13 protein-coding genes are annotated in these 14,881 nt (G+C 66.0%); 9 read left to right on the top strand and 4 right to left on the bottom strand.

The genetic code is table 11. From position 1 onward, the window contains the following. The gene (locus tag BJ6T_RS03755) at positions 1 to 912 is read right to left on the bottom strand and encodes a LysR family transcriptional regulator (RefSeq protein WP_014490949.1); all 912 of its coding nucleotides are present in this window, start codon (positions 910 to 912) and stop codon (positions 1 to 3) included. A gap of 119 nt (positions 913 to 1,031) precedes the next feature. On the opposite strand from BJ6T_RS03755, the gene BJ6T_RS03750 reads away from it, so the two are divergent. Further along, positions 1,032 to 2,039: an aldo/keto reductase gene (locus tag BJ6T_RS03750; RefSeq protein ID WP_014490948.1), complete on the top strand. Its 1,008-nt coding sequence runs from the start codon at positions 1,032 to 1,034 to the stop codon at positions 2,037 to 2,039. A gap of 9 nt (positions 2,040 to 2,048) precedes the next feature. On the opposite strand, the gene BJ6T_RS03745 is transcribed toward BJ6T_RS03750, so the two are convergent. Continuing rightward, a complete protein-coding gene (locus tag BJ6T_RS03745) occupies positions 2,049 to 2,852 on the bottom strand; it encodes a HesA/MoeB/ThiF family protein (RefSeq protein ID WP_014490947.1) in 804 nt (267 codons plus the stop codon). A 91-nt stretch (positions 2,853 to 2,943) separates the two neighbouring features. On the opposite strand from BJ6T_RS03745, the gene BJ6T_RS03740 reads away from it, so the two are divergent. Both BJ6T_RS03740 and BJ6T_RS03735 read left to right on the top strand, forming a co-directional pair. Next, positions 2,944 to 4,302 (top strand): serine protease, encoded by a 1,359-nt coding sequence (locus tag BJ6T_RS03740; RefSeq protein ID WP_028169720.1) that lies wholly within the window; start codon positions 2,944 to 2,946, stop codon positions 4,300 to 4,302. A gap of 329 nt (positions 4,303 to 4,631) precedes the next feature. After that, on the top strand, positions 4,632 to 6,113 hold the full coding sequence (locus tag BJ6T_RS03735; protein ID WP_014490945.1) for an aldehyde dehydrogenase: 1,482 nt from the start codon (positions 4,632 to 4,634) through the stop codon (positions 6,111 to 6,113). Between the two features lie 69 nt (positions 6,114 to 6,182). Here BJ6T_RS03735 and ggt read toward each other — a convergent pair whose 3' ends face one another. Beyond that, entirely contained in the window at positions 6,183 to 7,862 is a 1,680-nt protein-coding gene (ggt, locus tag BJ6T_RS03730) for a gamma-glutamyltransferase (protein ID WP_014490944.1), read from the bottom strand. A 243-nt stretch (positions 7,863 to 8,105) separates the two neighbouring features. Here ggt and BJ6T_RS03725 point away from each other — a divergent pair, with 243 nt between their 5' ends. Then, positions 8,106 to 8,849 carry a nucleotide-binding protein gene (locus tag BJ6T_RS03725; protein WP_014490943.1) on the top strand — a complete coding sequence of 248 codons (744 nt, stop codon included), beginning with the start codon at positions 8,106 to 8,108 and terminating at the stop codon, positions 8,847 to 8,849. Between the two features lie 221 nt (positions 8,850 to 9,070). On the opposite strand, the gene mutM is transcribed toward BJ6T_RS03725, so the two are convergent. Beyond that, entirely contained in the window at positions 9,071 to 9,970 is a 900-nt protein-coding gene (gene mutM, locus BJ6T_RS03720; RefSeq protein ID WP_014490942.1) for a bifunctional DNA-formamidopyrimidine glycosylase/DNA-(apurinic or apyrimidinic site) lyase, read from the bottom strand. Between the two features lie 81 nt (positions 9,971 to 10,051). Here mutM and ubiE point away from each other — a divergent pair, with 81 nt between their 5' ends. The 5 genes from ubiE (at position 10,052) to BJ6T_RS03695 (ending at position 14,880) form a co-directional block, all read left to right on the top strand. Then, positions 10,052 to 10,813, top strand: coding sequence for a bifunctional demethylmenaquinone methyltransferase/2-methoxy-6-polyprenyl-1,4-benzoquinol methylase UbiE (gene ubiE / locus BJ6T_RS03715; RefSeq protein WP_014490941.1), 762 nt, complete (start codon positions 10,052 to 10,054; stop codon positions 10,811 to 10,813). Then, complete coding sequence (ubiB, locus tag BJ6T_RS03710; protein WP_014490940.1) at positions 10,810 to 12,384, top strand: 2-polyprenylphenol 6-hydroxylase; 1,575 nt, start codon at positions 10,810 to 10,812, stop codon at positions 12,382 to 12,384. The genes ubiE and ubiB overlap by 4 nt, the downstream gene beginning before the upstream one ends. Before the next feature lie 57 nt (positions 12,385 to 12,441). Continuing rightward, positions 12,442 to 13,893, top strand: a complete 1,452-nt coding sequence (coaBC, locus tag BJ6T_RS03705; RefSeq protein ID WP_014490939.1) for a bifunctional phosphopantothenoylcysteine decarboxylase/phosphopantothenate--cysteine ligase CoaBC — start codon at positions 12,442 to 12,444, stop codon at positions 13,891 to 13,893. After that, positions 13,890 to 14,348, top strand: coding sequence for a dUTP diphosphatase (dut, locus tag BJ6T_RS03700; protein ID WP_014490938.1), 459 nt, complete (start codon positions 13,890 to 13,892; stop codon positions 14,346 to 14,348). Before coaBC ends, dut begins: the two co-directional genes overlap by 4 nt. 133 nt (positions 14,349 to 14,481) lie before the next feature. Continuing rightward, complete coding sequence (locus BJ6T_RS03695) at positions 14,482 to 14,880, top strand: MAPEG family protein (RefSeq protein ID WP_028169719.1); 399 nt, start codon at positions 14,482 to 14,484, stop codon at positions 14,878 to 14,880. Position 14,881: the final 1 nt, after the last annotated feature.

The following is a 14,881-nucleotide window of genomic DNA, read 5'->3' as shown; positions in this document are numbered from 1 at the left end:
TTATTTGCCGCGCGTCTCGCGTTTGCGCCAATCCGCGACGAAATCTATGAAAGCGCGTAGCGCGGGCGGCGTCTGGCGTCGGCTCGGATAGTACAGGAACGGGCCCGGAAACGGCTCGCACCAATCTTCCATCAAGCTGACCAGCGCGCCGGACGTCACGGCGTCATGAACGTAGCCATCGAGCGTCGCCCAGATGCCGGCGCCGTCGAGTGCAGCGCGCATGGCAAGGCCCATGTTGGTCGAGATCAGCTTTGCGGGCGGATCGACCTTTACGATCTGGCCAGCCTTCTCGAACTCCAGATCATGCATGACGCCGCTCGAGTAGCGGGCGCGGATGCAGTCATGGTCGAGCAGATCCTTCGGATGCTTCGGCTTGCCGCGGCGCGCGATGTACGCAGGCGATGCGACGACGACATAGCTCTGCGGACCGCTCAGCGGGATCGCCACCATGTCCTGCGCGAGATGCTCGCCATAACGCACGCCGGCATCGTAGCCGGCGCTGACGATGTCGACGAAGCCGCTTTCGGAAACGATGTCGAGGTCGACCTGCGGGTAGGTCGCAAGGAACGGCCCGACCATCGGCGCCAGCACGAGGTCCACCGCGGGCGGCGGGGCGTTGATGCGCAGGCGTCCCGAAGCCACTTCGCGCAGGCCGCGGACCTGGTCCAGGGCATCGCCGACATCGCGCAGCGCCGGAGCAATGCGGGACAACAAAAGCTCGCCCGCCTCGGTCAGCGCGACGCTGCGGGTGGTGCGGTTCATCAGGCGGACGCCAAGGCGCTCCTCCAGATCCCGCAGCCGTTGGCTAAGGCTCGACACCGACACGCGAATTTCGATCGCCGCACGCCGGAAATTGCGGGTGCGGGCAACCGCCACGAAGACGTCGAGATCACGCAGATCGGACTCGGCCATTGTTCGCTATGATGAACAAGCTATTCTAGATTGTCCAGCTTATCGGCCTAATCGGTCAGGCGCATATCTGGCCTCGTCACGCGGCGCAATCAGCCTGCCGCCTCTTGAGGAGAGCCATCATGGAACAGCGCAAACTCGGTTCAACCGGTCCGACCGTCTCCGCCCTTGGTCTCGGCTGCATGGGCATGTCGGAGGTCTATGGCCCTGCCGACCGCGGCGAAAGCATCGCCACGGTCCATGCAGCGCTCGATGCCGGCATCACGCTGCTGGACACCGGCGATTTCTACGCCATGGGTCACAATGAAATGCTGGTGCGCGAGGCCCTGAAGGATGTGCCGCGCGAAAAAGTGCAGATCAGCGTGAAGTTCGGCGCACTGCGCGGGCCCGCCGGCGAGTTCGCCGGCATGGACACAAGGCCAGCCGCGACGAAAAACTTCCTGGCCTATTCGCTGCAACGTCTCGGCACCGACCATATCGACGTCTACCGCCCGGCACGTCTCGACCCCAACGTCCCCATCGAAGAGACGATCGGCGGTCTCGCTGATCTCGTGACGGCCGGCTACATCAGGCATATCGGCCTGTCCGAGGTCGGCTCAGACACCATTCGCCGCGCGCACGCCGTGCATCCGATCGCCGATCTCCAGATCGAGTATTCGCTGATCGAGCGCGGCATCGAACGCGACATCCTCAAGACCTGCCGCGAGCTCGGTATTTCCATCACCGCCTATGGCGTGCTGGCGCGCGGCCTGATCAGCGGCCATTGGTCGAAGGACTCCGGCAAGACCGGCCGGGATTACCGGCTGATGACGCCGCGCTTCCAGGGTGCAAATCTCGATGCCAATCTCGCGCTGGCGGAGCAGCTCCGCGCCATCGCCACGGAGATCGGCGCGACGCCGGCGCAGGTCGCGATCGCCTGGGTGGCGGCTCAAGGCAAGGAGATCGTGCCGCTGGTCGGCGCACGCACGCGCAACCGTCTCACCGAAGCGCTCGGCGCGGCGAAACTAACGCTGACGCCGGCGCATCTTGCGGCGCTTGCAAAGGCATTTCCGCCCGACGTCGCTTCCGGCACGCGCTACGCGGCCGAGCAGATGGCGCATCTCGACAGCGAGAAGCCGGCGACGCGGTAACGGCAGCGATCAGGTGCGATGGGCGCTGAGATCGGTGATCACGGGCCCATCGCCGTTGAGCGGATTGGCCGGATCGCGCGCGTAGCGCAGCGTCTCGAAGCGCATCGCGCGCGCGTCGATCATCAGGAGGCGGCCGACGAGGCCGTCGCCGAAGCCGACGATCTCGCGGATCGCCTCCAGCGCCATCATCGAGCCCATCACGCCCGCAAGCGCGCCCATGACACCGGCCTCCGCGCAGGCCGGCACGGTGCCGGGCGGCGGCGCCTCCGGAAACAGGCAGCGATAGGTCGGATTGAACACGCCCTGCTCGTTCTTCTCATGCGCGCGGATGGTGGTGAGCGAGCCGTCGAAGGTGCCGAGCGCCGCCGTGATAAGCGGCCGCTTCGCGAAGAAGCAGGCATCCGAGACCAGATAACGCGTCGAGAAATTGTCAGAGCCGTCGAGCACGAGATCATAGTCTCCGATCATGCTCAGCGCATTGTCGGCATTGAGCCAGGTGGCATGGCCGACGAAGCGGACATGCGGATTGAGCGCGGAGATCCGCTCGGCCGCGCTTTCGACCTTGTGCCGGCCGATATCGGGCGTCGTATGGATCACCTGGCGCTGGAGGTTTGACAGCGAGACCACGTCGTCATCGACCACGCCGAGCGTACCAATGCCGGCGGCCGCCAGATACATCAGCGCGGGCGCGCCGAGCCCGCCGGCGCCGACCACCAGCACGGAGGCCCGCTTCAGCGCGGCCTGGCCCGGCCCGCCGACATCGCGCAGCACGATATGCCGGGCATAGCGTTCGAGTTCGTCCGGGCTCAGCACCTTCTCTTACTCCTGAACCGCCCCAACATTGTTCGCGACCAACGAGATGTGCTTCAATGGCGGCACGTTCAATGGGCTGGCTGGATTTGTCATGAGATCGATGCTTGCGGCAACACTGATGTTTGCGGCTGCCACAGGTGCGAGCGCCCAGATGACGGCGCCGGAGGTCCCCGGCACCAAGCCGAAGCCGGTCCAGACCATGCCGATCCGGCCTCCCGCACTGCAGAGGCCGTCGGCGACGGCTGATGCGATGGCGCAGGCGGAACGGCTGTCGCTCCAGTCCGACCTCGCCTGGGTCGGCCAATATAACGGTGCCATCACCGGCGACGTCAGCGCGCGCATGGTCGAGGCGATCAAGGAATATCAGAAGGCCAAGGGTGGCAAGCCGACCGGCGTGCTCAATCCGCAGGAGCGCGCTGCGCTCGCCGAGACCGCGCGGCGCAAGCAGGAAAGCGTCGGCTGGAAGATCGTGATGGAGCCGACCAGCGGCGCCCGGCTCGGCATCCCCGGCAAATTGGTGCCGCAGCAGGCGACCGATGCCAACGGCTCGAAATGGACTTCGCCGACCGGCACGGTGCAGGTGCTGCTGAGCCGCCGCAAGGAAGCCAACCCGACCACGGCGAAACTCGCCGAGCTGGAGAAGGAACCGTCGGGGCGCAAGGTCGACTACACCGTGGTGAAGCCCGATTTCTTCGTGTTGTCGGGGTTGCAGGGCCTCAAGAAATTCTACGTGCGAGGCACCTTCAAGGGCGACGAAGTCCGCACCATGACGATCCTCTACGACCAGGCGACCGAGAACACCGTCGAGCCGGTCGTGATCGCGATGTCGAGCGCGTTCAATGCATTTCCGACGGGACCGCAGGCCGGGCCGCCGCCGCGCAAGACCGTCGAGTATGGTACCGGCATCGTCGTCAGCGACGACGGTGCGATTGTCACGGACCGCCTCATTACCGATAGCTGTCTCGCGATCACCATTGCCGGCTATGGCAGCGCCGACCGTCTCGCCGAGGACAAGGAGCACGATCTCGCGCTCCTGCACATCTACGGCGCGCGCGGCCTGAAGCCGCTCAGCCTCACGGGCGGCGCGGCGAAGACGGGCGTCGATGTCATCGGTATTGCCGATCCGCAGAGCCAGGGCGGAGCTGCGGGCGTATCGAGCCTCAAGGGCGCGCTGGCGCCGGTCACAGCAAGCGATTCCGCGCTGTCCCCTCCGCCGGCGGTCGGCTTCTCCGGCAGCCCGGCCATCGACGGCGACGGCAAGTTCGCCGGCGTCGCACTGTTGAAGCCGGCGATGGTCGCCGGGCCCCCGACATCAGTGCCGGCGTCGCAAGCGGTGATGGTGTCTGCAGAAACGGTGCGCGATTTCCTGAAGGCGAACGCCGTCACGGCGACTGGCACGTCGACGGATGCGAAGGCGGCCGTCGTCCGCGTGATCTGCGTGCGGAAATAGGCGAGCGCCGAACACCGCTCTCGTGTCCCGGACGCGCTGCAATGCGCCAGCGTTGCTGCGAAATGCCGGGACCTACGCCACGTCAAATTCAACGCATCAGTTCTCTCGGCCCCGGCTCAGCAGCGCATCACCATAGCGCGTCGAAGACGCGCGTGAACGCGCTTTTGGTGCTGCGCTGCGTCCGCGGCACGCGACAATCCGAGAATGGACTGGCGCGGTAAGCAGAGCTGACGCAACTTTTGTGGGTGGCTTCGCCGCAACGAAGTCATGAAAGCCGTGATAGCTTCCCCTCCAGCCGCAATCATAATGCGCTCGGACGGGAGGACTTCGTGAAGACCTATCAGCTCTACATCAACGGCGCCTATGTCGATCCCGCCAATGGCGAGTGGTTCGATTCGGTCGACCCCTATCAGGGCAAGCCTTGGGCAAGGATTCCGCGCGGATCGGCCGCGGATGCCGACAAAGCCGTGAAGGCCGCCAGCGAGGCCATGTGGCGCGGCCCGTGGGCGAAGATGACGGCTTCGGCCCGCGGCAAGGTGATGCACAAGCTCGGCGACCTCGTCGCGGCAAATGCCGAGCGTCTCGCCGAGATCGAGGTGCGCGACAATGGCAAACTGATGGCGGAGATGCTCGGCCAGCTCCGCTACCATGCGGAATGGTGGTGGTACTATGGCGGGCTCGTCGACAAGCTGGAAGGCGGCCTGGTGCCGATCGACAAGGCCGACACCTTTGCCTACACGACGCATGAGCCTGTTGGCGTCGTCGCCGCACTGACCGCCTGGAATTCGCCGCTGCTGTTTGTCGCCTGGAAATGCGCCGCAGCGCTCGCCGCCGGCTGCGCCGTCGTGGTCAAGCCGTCGGAATTCACCTCGGCCAGCACGCTGGAATTCGCTGCGCTGACCAAGGAAGCAGGAATTCCTGACGGCATCTTCAACGTCGTGACGGGCTTCGGCCCCGAGATCGGCAGCGAGCTGATTTCGCATCCCGGCGTCGCCAAGATCACCTTCACGGGTTCGGACACGACGGGCGCACGCGTTTACGAAACCGCGGCGCGGAGCCTGAAGCGCGTATCGCTGGAGCTCGGCGGCAAGTCGCCGAACATCGTGTTCGAGGATGCCGATCTTGCCGCGGCAGCCGCCGGCGCCGTCTCCGGCATCTTCGCGGCGACGGGCCAGACCTGCATCGCCGGATCGCGTCTGCTCGTGCAGCGCTCGATCAAGGACAAGTTCGTGGATCGCCTGCTCGAACTCGCGCGCTCGGCCAAGATCGGCAATCCCATGCAGGCCGACACGAACATCGGCCCCGTCACGACGCCCGCGCAGTACAAGAAGATCCTCGACTATATCGACATCGCCAAAGCGGAAGGCGCGCGCTGCCTGCTTGGCGGCAAGCCGGCCTCCGGCGAAGGCATTATCGGCGGCCAGTTCGTCGAGCCGACCATCTTCACCGATGTCGACAACACCATGCGGATCGCGCGCGAGGAGGTGTTCGGCCCGGTGCTCTCGATCATCGCCTTCGATACCGAGGAGGACGCCATCCGCATCGCCAACGACACGATCTACGGCCTTGCCGCAGGCATCTGGACCCGCGACCTCGCGCGCGCCATCCGCGTGCCGAAGCAATTGCGCGCCGGGACCGTATGGGTGAACACCTATCGCGCCATCAGCTACATGATGCCGTTCGGCGGCATGAAGCATTCCGGCGTCGGCCGCGAGAGCGGCATCGACGCGGTGCGCGAGTATCAGGAGACCAAGAGCGTCTGGATCTCGACCGCGACGGACGTGCCGGCGAATCCGTTTGTGATGCGTTAGGGAAGCGCGATGCCGCGGACTCCACCTCTCCCGCTTGCGGGAGAGGTGAGCGCACCGTCGCCGTGGTCGCTAGCTCAGCCTGAACCTGACCCCGGCCTTCGCAAGCCCGCCCGAAATTCCGACCGGCGTGCCGTCCGCGCGCCAGCAGGCGGCGCCGGTCATGCTGCCGTCGTCGTGGAAGGCAATGCCGTTCATGCCGCCCGCCACCGTCGCGACGGGCTGCACCTTGTGGCCGAGGCCCGCAAGCTTCGCGCGCACGGCCTCCGGCACCTTCTGCTCGACTTCGAGCGCGTTGCCTTCGGTCCAGATGCGCGGCGCCTCGACCGCTTCCTGCAGGCTCATGCCGTGGTCGATCAGATTCACCAGCGCCTGCATCGCGCTAGGGAAGATGCGTTTTCCGCCCGGCAGCCCGAGCGCATAGCAGAGCTTGCCGTCACGCAGCGCCATCATCGGCGACATCGAGGTAGTGACGCGCTTGCCCGGCGCCAGTGACAGCGCGTGGCCGGGACGCGGATCGAACAGGTTCATGTAGTTGTTGGCGATGGCACCCAGGCCCGGGATCATGATCTTGGCGCCAAAGAGATTGTTGATGGTCTGCGTCGTTGCGACGACGTTGCCGAACGCATCTGCGGCCGTCATGTGCGTGGTGTGCGCGCCTTCGAGCTGCGAGACGCCGGCGCCCCAGGCCTGCGCCCGCGCCGGATCGATGGCGCGACGGCGTTCCTCGGCATAGGCCTTCGACGTCAGCCGCTCCACGGGGACGCCGACATAATCCGGATCGCCGCTGGCCGCGGCGCGATCGGCGAAGGCGATCTTCAGGACTTCGGCGAGATAGTGGATGGTCTCTGATGTGCCGAAGCCGAGGCCTCCGATGTCATAGCCCTCGAGAATGTTCAGCATCTGCGCGATGTGGACGCCGGAGGCCGCGGGCGGCGGCGGGCCAAGCATGGTCCAGCCGCGATAGTCGGCGCGGATCGGTTGCCGTTCGACGGTCTTGTAGCCGGTGAGATCGTTGCGGCGGATGAAGCCGCCGGCCTTCTCCATGTAGTCGACGAGGATATCACCAAGCGGCCCCTCGTAGAGGGCCTTCTCGCCGTGGTCGGCGATGGTGCGGCGCGTCTCGGCATATTCGGCCTGCACCACGCGTTCGCCGACCTTGAGCGGCTCGCCATCAGGCAAATAGATCGCCGCAATCGGCTTGTCCTTGCGCATCTCGGCGGCGCTCTCGCTGATGCATTCGTGCAAATACGGCGTCGCCGCATAGCCGCGCGCGGCATGCTTGATCGCGGGCTGCATGACGTCCGCGAGGCTCATGGTGCCGAACCGGCGCAGCGTCTCGCACCAGGCTTTCAGCGAGCCCGGCGTGGCGACCGCCTTCGGGCCGTTGAGGTTCTCGTTGCCGACGGTGTCGAACACGTCATGCGCCGAGCCCGGCCTGGAGGTGTAGGTGGTGTCACGCACCGCCGCAGGCACGGTGCTCTGCCCGTCGATGAAACGGTGGCTGCCGTCAGCCAGACGTATATGCGCCATGCCGCCGCCGATGATGCCGACCATCATCGGCTCGACCACGGTCAGCGTGAACAGGGTCGCGATCGCAGCGTCGATGGCGTTGCCGCCGGCGGCCAGCATCTCGGCGCCGGCGCTGGAGGCCAGCGGATGGTTGCTGACCACCATGCCGCGGCTCGAGACCGCCGGCATCTTCTGGCATTCAAAGGTCGTTGCCGTCCGGTCGCGCCAGTTTCCGCCCATGCCGCCTGCCCCTTTTATTCACGGCGGCAACACATCATACGCGCGACTACGGGTCCAGTATTGGTACGGATTAGCTGGCATTCCCGATTCTGCCATCTTCGTTACCGTTGATTCGGACATCCGCGGTCCCCTTTGGATCGGGCAGGGCACGTCCTGAGCGAGTAGAGCTCAGCATCGAGAAGCGATGCACGTTCGCGTGGCGTTACCCCACAGACCCAAGCATTCCAAAGGATTCAACTTTCCATGCACACGATCGTACTGGCCACCCAAAAGGGTGGCAGTGGCAAGAGCACGCTTGCCATCGGCCTCGCGCTGGCGGCCAAGCAGGCCGGCTTCACCGTCCGCCTGATCGAAACCGACCCGCAGGGTACCCTGTCCAACTGGCAGCGTCGCCGCCACGCCGACGATCTCGTCGTCGAGCCGATCTATCACGCGGCCGACATCGCGCCGCGCCTGAAGATGCTGGCCGACAGCGGCCTGCAGCTCGTGATCGTCGATACCGCGGCCGGCCTCGGCGCCGCGACCACCGCCGCGATCCGCCATTCCGACCTCTGCCTGATTCCGGCTCGCCCGAGCGTTGCCGACATCGAGGCGACGGTCTCCACGCTGAGCGTCGCGCGCGCCTGGAAGCGGCCCTACAGCTTCGTGCTGAACCAGGCGCCGATCCGCGGCCAGCGCATCGACAACGCCGCCAACACCCTCGCCGAGGAAGCCGCCCTCGATCTCGCCGAGGTGCTCGCGCGCCCGCTGATCGTGATGCGCAACGACCACCAGGACTCGCTCGCGAGCGGCCTCGCGGTCAGCGAATTCGCACCGAACGGCAAGTCGGCGGACGAGATCCGCGGCCTCTGGCGCTGGATCGAGACCCGGCTCGAGCTCGAAGCCACGACCAATGTGCTGATCGACCAGGTCATCTCGGTCGCGGACGGGATGCTGCACGCCGCCGCCGAACAGGCGACGGACGAGACCACGACACTCGCGTCCTGAGCGGGGCGATCGCTCGGACGACAGGCGGCCTCTTCACTTATCCGGTTGAAGAATCCGAGCGACGAAGCGATCCGGCCATCAGCCCGGCCGGATTGTTTCGCTTCGTATTTTTAGGCGAGCAACCATCGTCCTCGTCATTGCGAGCGCAGCGAAGCAATGACGGCGTGGTGGGGTCGTCGCCCTCGCCGAGACTCACGGCCTATCGGCGGCAGGCCCGATCTTCACTTCTGACATTTCGCACACCAGAAGGTGGAACGGCCGTTCTGGGTGAAGCGCTTGATCGTGCCGCCGCACCCTGGCGTCTTGCAGGTCTCGCCCTCGCGGTCATAGACCTTGAAGGAATGCTGGAAATAGCCGAGTTCGCCCGAGGTCTGGCGATGGTCGCGCAAGCTGGAGCCGCCGGCCTTGATCGCGTCGTTGAGCACGGTGTGAATGGCACTCACCAGCCGCTTCGCATGATCGGTCGGCTCGCTGCCGCCAACACTCTTGCGACCCTTGGTCGCGAGCGTCGCAGCAATGCGACGCGGCGACAGATGCGAGCGATGCAGCGCTTCGCAGACATAGATGTTGCCGAGCCCGGCGACCACGCGCTGGTCGAGTAGCGCGGCCTTCAGGCTCGTCGTCTTGCCCTCGCACGACCGCGCCAGCATCGCGGCGTCGAATTCGTTGCCGAGCGGCTCGGGACCGAGATCGCGCAGCAGCGGCTCGTCCTCAAGCACTTTGCGCGCGATCACTTTCATGTAACCGAAGCGGCGCGGGTCGTTGAACACGATGTCGGCGCCGGAGGACATCCGAAACAGCACGTGGTCGTGCGTGGAGTCCTTACCGCGCGGGTAGTGAAACTCGCCCGGCGCGGCCTCGTTGTCCGGCTTGATGACGCGGAACGAGCCCGACATGCCTAGATGCATCAGCAGCACGTCGCCGGAGGCGAGATCGGCCATGAGATATTTTGCACGGCGGCCAAGCCCCGTGACGACCTGCCCCTGGAGCCGGGCCACGAAATCGGGCTGGAAGGGAAAGCGCAGATCCGGCCTGCGGGCCTCCGCGACGAGGATTTTCGCACCCTCCATGACGGGCTGAAGGCCGCGGCGGACGGTCTCGACTTCGGGCAATTCAGGCATGGTCAGGCATTCACCTTATGAGGGCGGTGTGATAGCGCCATTGCGGCGGCCGCGCTATGGTCCGCCCAGTGGAGTAGAGTAATGGATCGGCCGGGCGAAACCACGCATTTTGGCTTCAGGGACGTTCCCCTGGGGGACAAGCAGACGCTGGTGAACGATGTGTTTCACAGCGTGGCGTCGCGCTATGACCTGATGAACGACCTGATGTCCGGTGGCCTGCACCGGGTCTGGAAGGACATCATGATCAACGCACTCAACCCGCCGCGGGGTGACCGGCCGTTCGCGCTGCTCGATGTTGCCGGCGGCACCGGCGACATCTCGTTCCGCGCTGCCAAGGCGGCAGGTCCCGGCTTCCATGCCACGGTCTGCGACATCAACGCCGAGATGCTGGCCGTGGGCCGCGAGCGTGCCGCGAAGCGGCATCTCGAGACCCAGGTCGATTTCGTCGAGGGCAATGCCGAAGCGCTCGCCTTCGCCGACCGCAGCTTTGACGCATATACGATCGCTTTCGGCATTCGCAATGTGCCGCGGATCGACCTGGCGCTGCGCGAGGCCTATCGCGTGCTCAAGCCCGGCAGCCGCTTCCTGTGCCTGGAATTCTCCACGGTCGAGATGCCCGGGCTCGACCGGATCTATGACCTGTTCTCGTTCAAGGTGATCCCGCCGCTCGGCCGCATGGTCACGGGCGACGCCGAGTCCTACCAGTATCTCGTCGAATCGATCCGCAAGTTTCCAAAACCCAACGCCTTCGCCGACATGATCCGCGACGCCGGCTTCGCCCGCGTCGGCTGGCAGACCTTGTCCGGCGGCATCGTCGCACTGCATTCGGGCTGGCGTTTGTGATTTCTTCCATTACCCACATTTCGCGCCTGATCCGCGCCGCGTTCGTGTTTGCGCGCGAGGGCGTGTTCGGTTCCGTCGATCCGACCCTGGTGCCGCCGCCCGGACAGCTTGCGTTGAAGCTTGCGCGGTTGATCGAACGCCGTGGCGTCAAGCACGGACCGCGGATAGCACGCGCTCTGACGCGGATGGGTCCGGCCTATCTCAAGCTCGGCCAGTTTCTGGCAACGCGCCCCGACGTGGTCGGCGTCAACATGGCGCACGACCTCGAAAGCCTTCAGGATCGGCTGCCGCCGTTTCCGCAAGCGGAAGCGGAGGCTGCCATCGCGACCTCGCTGGAACGTCCGCTGAAGGATGTCTTCGTCACGTTCGGCCCGCCGGTCGCGGCCGCCTCGATCGCGCAGGTGCATCGCGGCGAGGTCGAGCACAACGGCGTCCGCAAGCCGGTCGCGGTCAAGGTGCTCAGGCCAAACGTGGCCTCGCGCTTCCGCCGCGATCTCTCGGATTTCTTCTTCGTCGCCCACGAGGCCGAGGCCCATTCATCCGAGGCGCGGCGCCTGCGCCTCATCGAGGTCATCAACACCATGTCGCGCTCGGTCGCGATGGAGATGGATCTGCGGCTCGAGGCTGCCGCGCTGTCCGAGATGGCGGAGAACACGCTCGACGATCCTGATTTCCGTGTGCCGACCGTCGACTGGGACCGCACCACGCACAACGTGCTGACGATGGAGTGGATCGACGGCATCGCGCTGAACGATCACAAGCGCCTGGCAGAGGCGCAGGTCGACCTGCCCGATCTCGGCCGCAAGGTGATCCAGAGTTTTCTGCGCCATGCGCTGCGCGATGGCTTTTTCCACGCCGACATGCATCCGGGCAATCTGTTCCTCGATGACGCCGGCCGCCTGGTCGCGGTCGATTTCGGCATCATGGGCCGGCTCGGGATGAAGGAGCGGCGCTTCCTCGCCGAGATCCTGCTCGGCTTCATCACCCGCGATTATCGCCGCGTCGCCGAGGTGCATTTCGAGGCGGGCTATGTGCCGGCGCATCACTCGGTCGAGAATTTCGCGCAGGCCATCCGCGCCATCGGCGAGCCGATCCACAACCGCACCGCCGAGGAGATCTCGATGGCGCGGCTGCTGACGCTGCTGCTCGAAGTCACCGGCCTGTTCGACATGACGACGCGGCCCGAGCTGATCCTGCTGCAGAAGACCATGGTGGTGGTTGAGGGCGTGGCGCGAGCCTTCGATCCCAAACTCGACATCTGGAAGATCGCCGATCCCGTGGTGCGCGAATGGATCGAGCGCAATCTCGGCCCGCTCGGCCGGGTGCAGGGCGCGCTCTCCGGCGGCAGCGACCTCGCCCGCGTACTGATGCGCCTGCCCGACATCGCGCAACGCTCGGTCGCGGTGCTCGAGCAGCTCGAGACCATGACGCGGGAAGGCATCCAGCTGTCGCCGGAGAGCATCGCCGCGATGGGCCGCAGCGAAGGCCGCAAGAACCGCTGGCGCACCGTGGCGCTCTGGATCATTGCCGCCACCTTCATCGGAATCCTGATCGCCGTCCGGAATCTGTGATTGCACTGCAATCACAGAAACGATAGCATCGCTATCATTCCGTGCTGGAGGGGCGTCATGGCAAGCCTGACCATCCGCAAGCTCGACGAGGGCGTCAAAACCTATTTGCGCCTGCGCTCGGCCAGGAACCGCAGGTCGGTCGAGGAAGAGGTCCGGGTCATCCTCGGGGAGCTGATCGAGGGCCGCGAGGAGCCGCTGACGCCGTTTGCGCTGCCGCCGGCCCAGTCCACCGCCCCCCCGCCGCAACGGACCGGCGCCCTCCCCGAGGCCAGCGTCACCCTGATCATCGGCGGCGGCATCGCGGCCTATAAGTCGCTCGACCTGATCCGCCGGCTCAAGGAACGCCGGATCGAAGTCCGTTGCGTCCTGACCAAGGCGGCGCAGCAATTCGTCACGCCGCTGGCCGTGAGCGCGCTGTCGCATGAGCGGGTCTACACCGACCTGTTCGACCCCCAGAGCGAGTTCGACGCCGGGCACATTCGCCTCGCGCGCGACTGCGACCTGATCGTCGTCGCACCCGCGACCGCCGACCTCCTGGCGAAGATGGCCAATGGCCATGCCGACGATCTCGCCAGCGCCATCCTGCTCGCGACCAACCGCAAAGTCCTGCTGGCGCCGGCGATGAATCCGCTGATGTGGAACAACGCGGCGACCCGCCGCAACGTGACGCAGCTTCAGCGTGACGGCGTAGTCCTGATCGGCCCGAATTCCGGCGAGATGGCCGAGGCGGGCGAAGCCGGGATCGGCCGCATGTCCGAGGCAATCGAGATCGCCACCGCCGCCGAGCGCCTGCTGCGGCCGCCGGTGCCGCGCCCGCTCACCGGCAAGCGGGTGCTGATCACCGCAGGTCCCACCCACGAGCCGATCGACCCGGTGCGCTACATCGCCAACCGCTCCTCCGGCAAGCAGGGCTTTGCCATCGCCGCCGCCGCGCAAGCCGCGGGCGCCGAGGTGATCCTGGTCAGCGGCCCGGTCGATCTCGGCGATCCCCCAGGCGTGACGGTGAAGCGCGTGGAGTCGGCCCGGCAGATGCTGGAGCAGGTGCAGGCGGCGCTTCCCGCCGACATCGCGATCTTCGCGGCCGCGGTCGCCGACTGGCGGGTCGCCAGTGAGGGCGGGCAGAAGCTGAAGAAGACCCCGGCCGGCATGCCGCCGCTTCAGCTGGTCGAGAATCCCGACATCCTCGCCACGATCTCGAAGCTGACCGACCGGCGCCCGCCGCTGGTGATCGGCTTTGCCGCCGAGACCGAGCACCTCATCGACAACGCCAAGTCCAAGCTGGCCCGCAAGGGCTGCGACTGGATCGTCGCCAACGACGTCTCGCCGGCGACCGGCGTGATGGGCGGCGACCGCAACACTGTGCATCTGATCAGTCGCAAGAATGGTGAGGAGGACGGCGAGATCGCGGTTGATTCCTGGCCGGTGATGACCAAGGAACAGGTCGCCATCGAGCTGGTCGCGCATGTCGCAAAGAGCGTGACCGACAAATCCCGGGAGCCGGCATCTTGAGCACGAAAGTCACGGTTGAACTGCAGCAACTGGCCCACGCCGAAGGCCTTCCGCTGCCGGCCTACCAGACCTCCGAAGCCGCCGGCCTCGACCTGATGGCCGCGGTTCCCGACAGCGAGCCGGTGACGCTCGCCGCCGGCCAATATGCGCTGGTGCCGACGGGTCTCGCGATCGCGCTGCCGCCGGGCCACGAGGCGCAGGTGCGGCCGCGCTCGGGCCTTGCCGCCAAGCACGGCGTCACCGTGCTGAACTCACCGGGCACGATCGATGCGGACTATCGCGGCGAGATCAAGGTGATCCTGATCAACCACGGCGCGGCGCCCTTCGTGGTCAAGCGCGGCGAGCGCATCGCGCAGATGGTGATCGCGCCGGTGGTGCAGGCCGCGCTGGTTCCCGTGGCGACATTGTCCGCGACCGATCGCGGCGCCGGCGGCTTCGGCTCGACCGGCCGCTAAACCCTTCCTTTCTCATCAGGAGTCTGTCCCTCACGACTTCTTCAACGCACGCCCCTTGACTCTATCTACTAGCAGGTAAAATATTTACCTACTGGCAGGTAGATATCAATTGCAATTGAAAGAGGAGAAGCCCGTGACGACCGAGCTCTATTGGCTAACGCTGACCGCACTCATGACGGCCTTGTTCTGGCTGCCTTACGTCCTCAACCGCATCGTTTCGACCGGGCTCGGCGGGGCGCTCGCCGGAGGCGCGCCCGATAGCGGGAAGCTTGCGGACTGGGCGCAGCGCGCCATTCGTGCGCACAGCAACGCGATCGAGAATCTCGCCATCTTCGCCCCGGTCGTGCTCACCGCGCATGTGCTCGGCATCTCGACCGCAGTGACGAAGGCCGCCGTCGTGGTCTATTTCCTCGCTCGGCTCGCGCACTACATCATCTACGCGGCAGGCATTCCCGCTGCGCGCACGTTGACTTTCACCGCAGGTTGGCTGGCGCAGATCGCGATCATCGCCAGCATCATGCGCTGGATCTGAC

This window comes from Bradyrhizobium japonicum USDA 6, from assembly GCF_000284375.1.
Lineage (GTDB): Bacteria > Pseudomonadota > Alphaproteobacteria > Rhizobiales > Xanthobacteraceae > Bradyrhizobium > Bradyrhizobium japonicum.
Note: the sequence above shows the minus strand (reverse complement) of the source record. Positions and strands in the feature narration are given on the sequence as shown.

Coding starts and splice junctions, on each gene's coding strand:
- BJ6T_RS03755 (WP_014490949.1), bottom strand. CDS start 912: ATGGCCGAGTCCGATCTGCGTGATCTCGACGTCTTCGTGGCGGTTGCC.
- BJ6T_RS03750 (WP_014490948.1), top strand. CDS start 1,032: ATGGAACAGCGCAAACTCGGTTCAACCGGTCCGACCGTCTCCGCCCTT.
- BJ6T_RS03740 (WP_028169720.1), top strand. CDS start 2,944: ATGAGATCGATGCTTGCGGCAACACTGATGTTTGCGGCTGCCACAGGT.
- ggt (WP_014490944.1), bottom strand. CDS start 7,862: ATGGGCGGAAACTGGCGCGACCGGACGGCAACGACCTTTGAATGCCAG.
- BJ6T_RS03725 (WP_014490943.1), top strand. CDS start 8,106: ATGCACACGATCGTACTGGCCACCCAAAAGGGTGGCAGTGGCAAGAGC.
- mutM (WP_014490942.1), bottom strand. CDS start 9,970: ATGCCTGAATTGCCCGAAGTCGAGACCGTCCGCCGCGGCCTTCAGCCC.
- ubiE (WP_014490941.1), top strand. CDS start 10,052: ATGGATCGGCCGGGCGAAACCACGCATTTTGGCTTCAGGGACGTTCCC.
- coaBC (WP_014490939.1), top strand. CDS start 12,442: ATGGCAAGCCTGACCATCCGCAAGCTCGACGAGGGCGTCAAAACCTAT.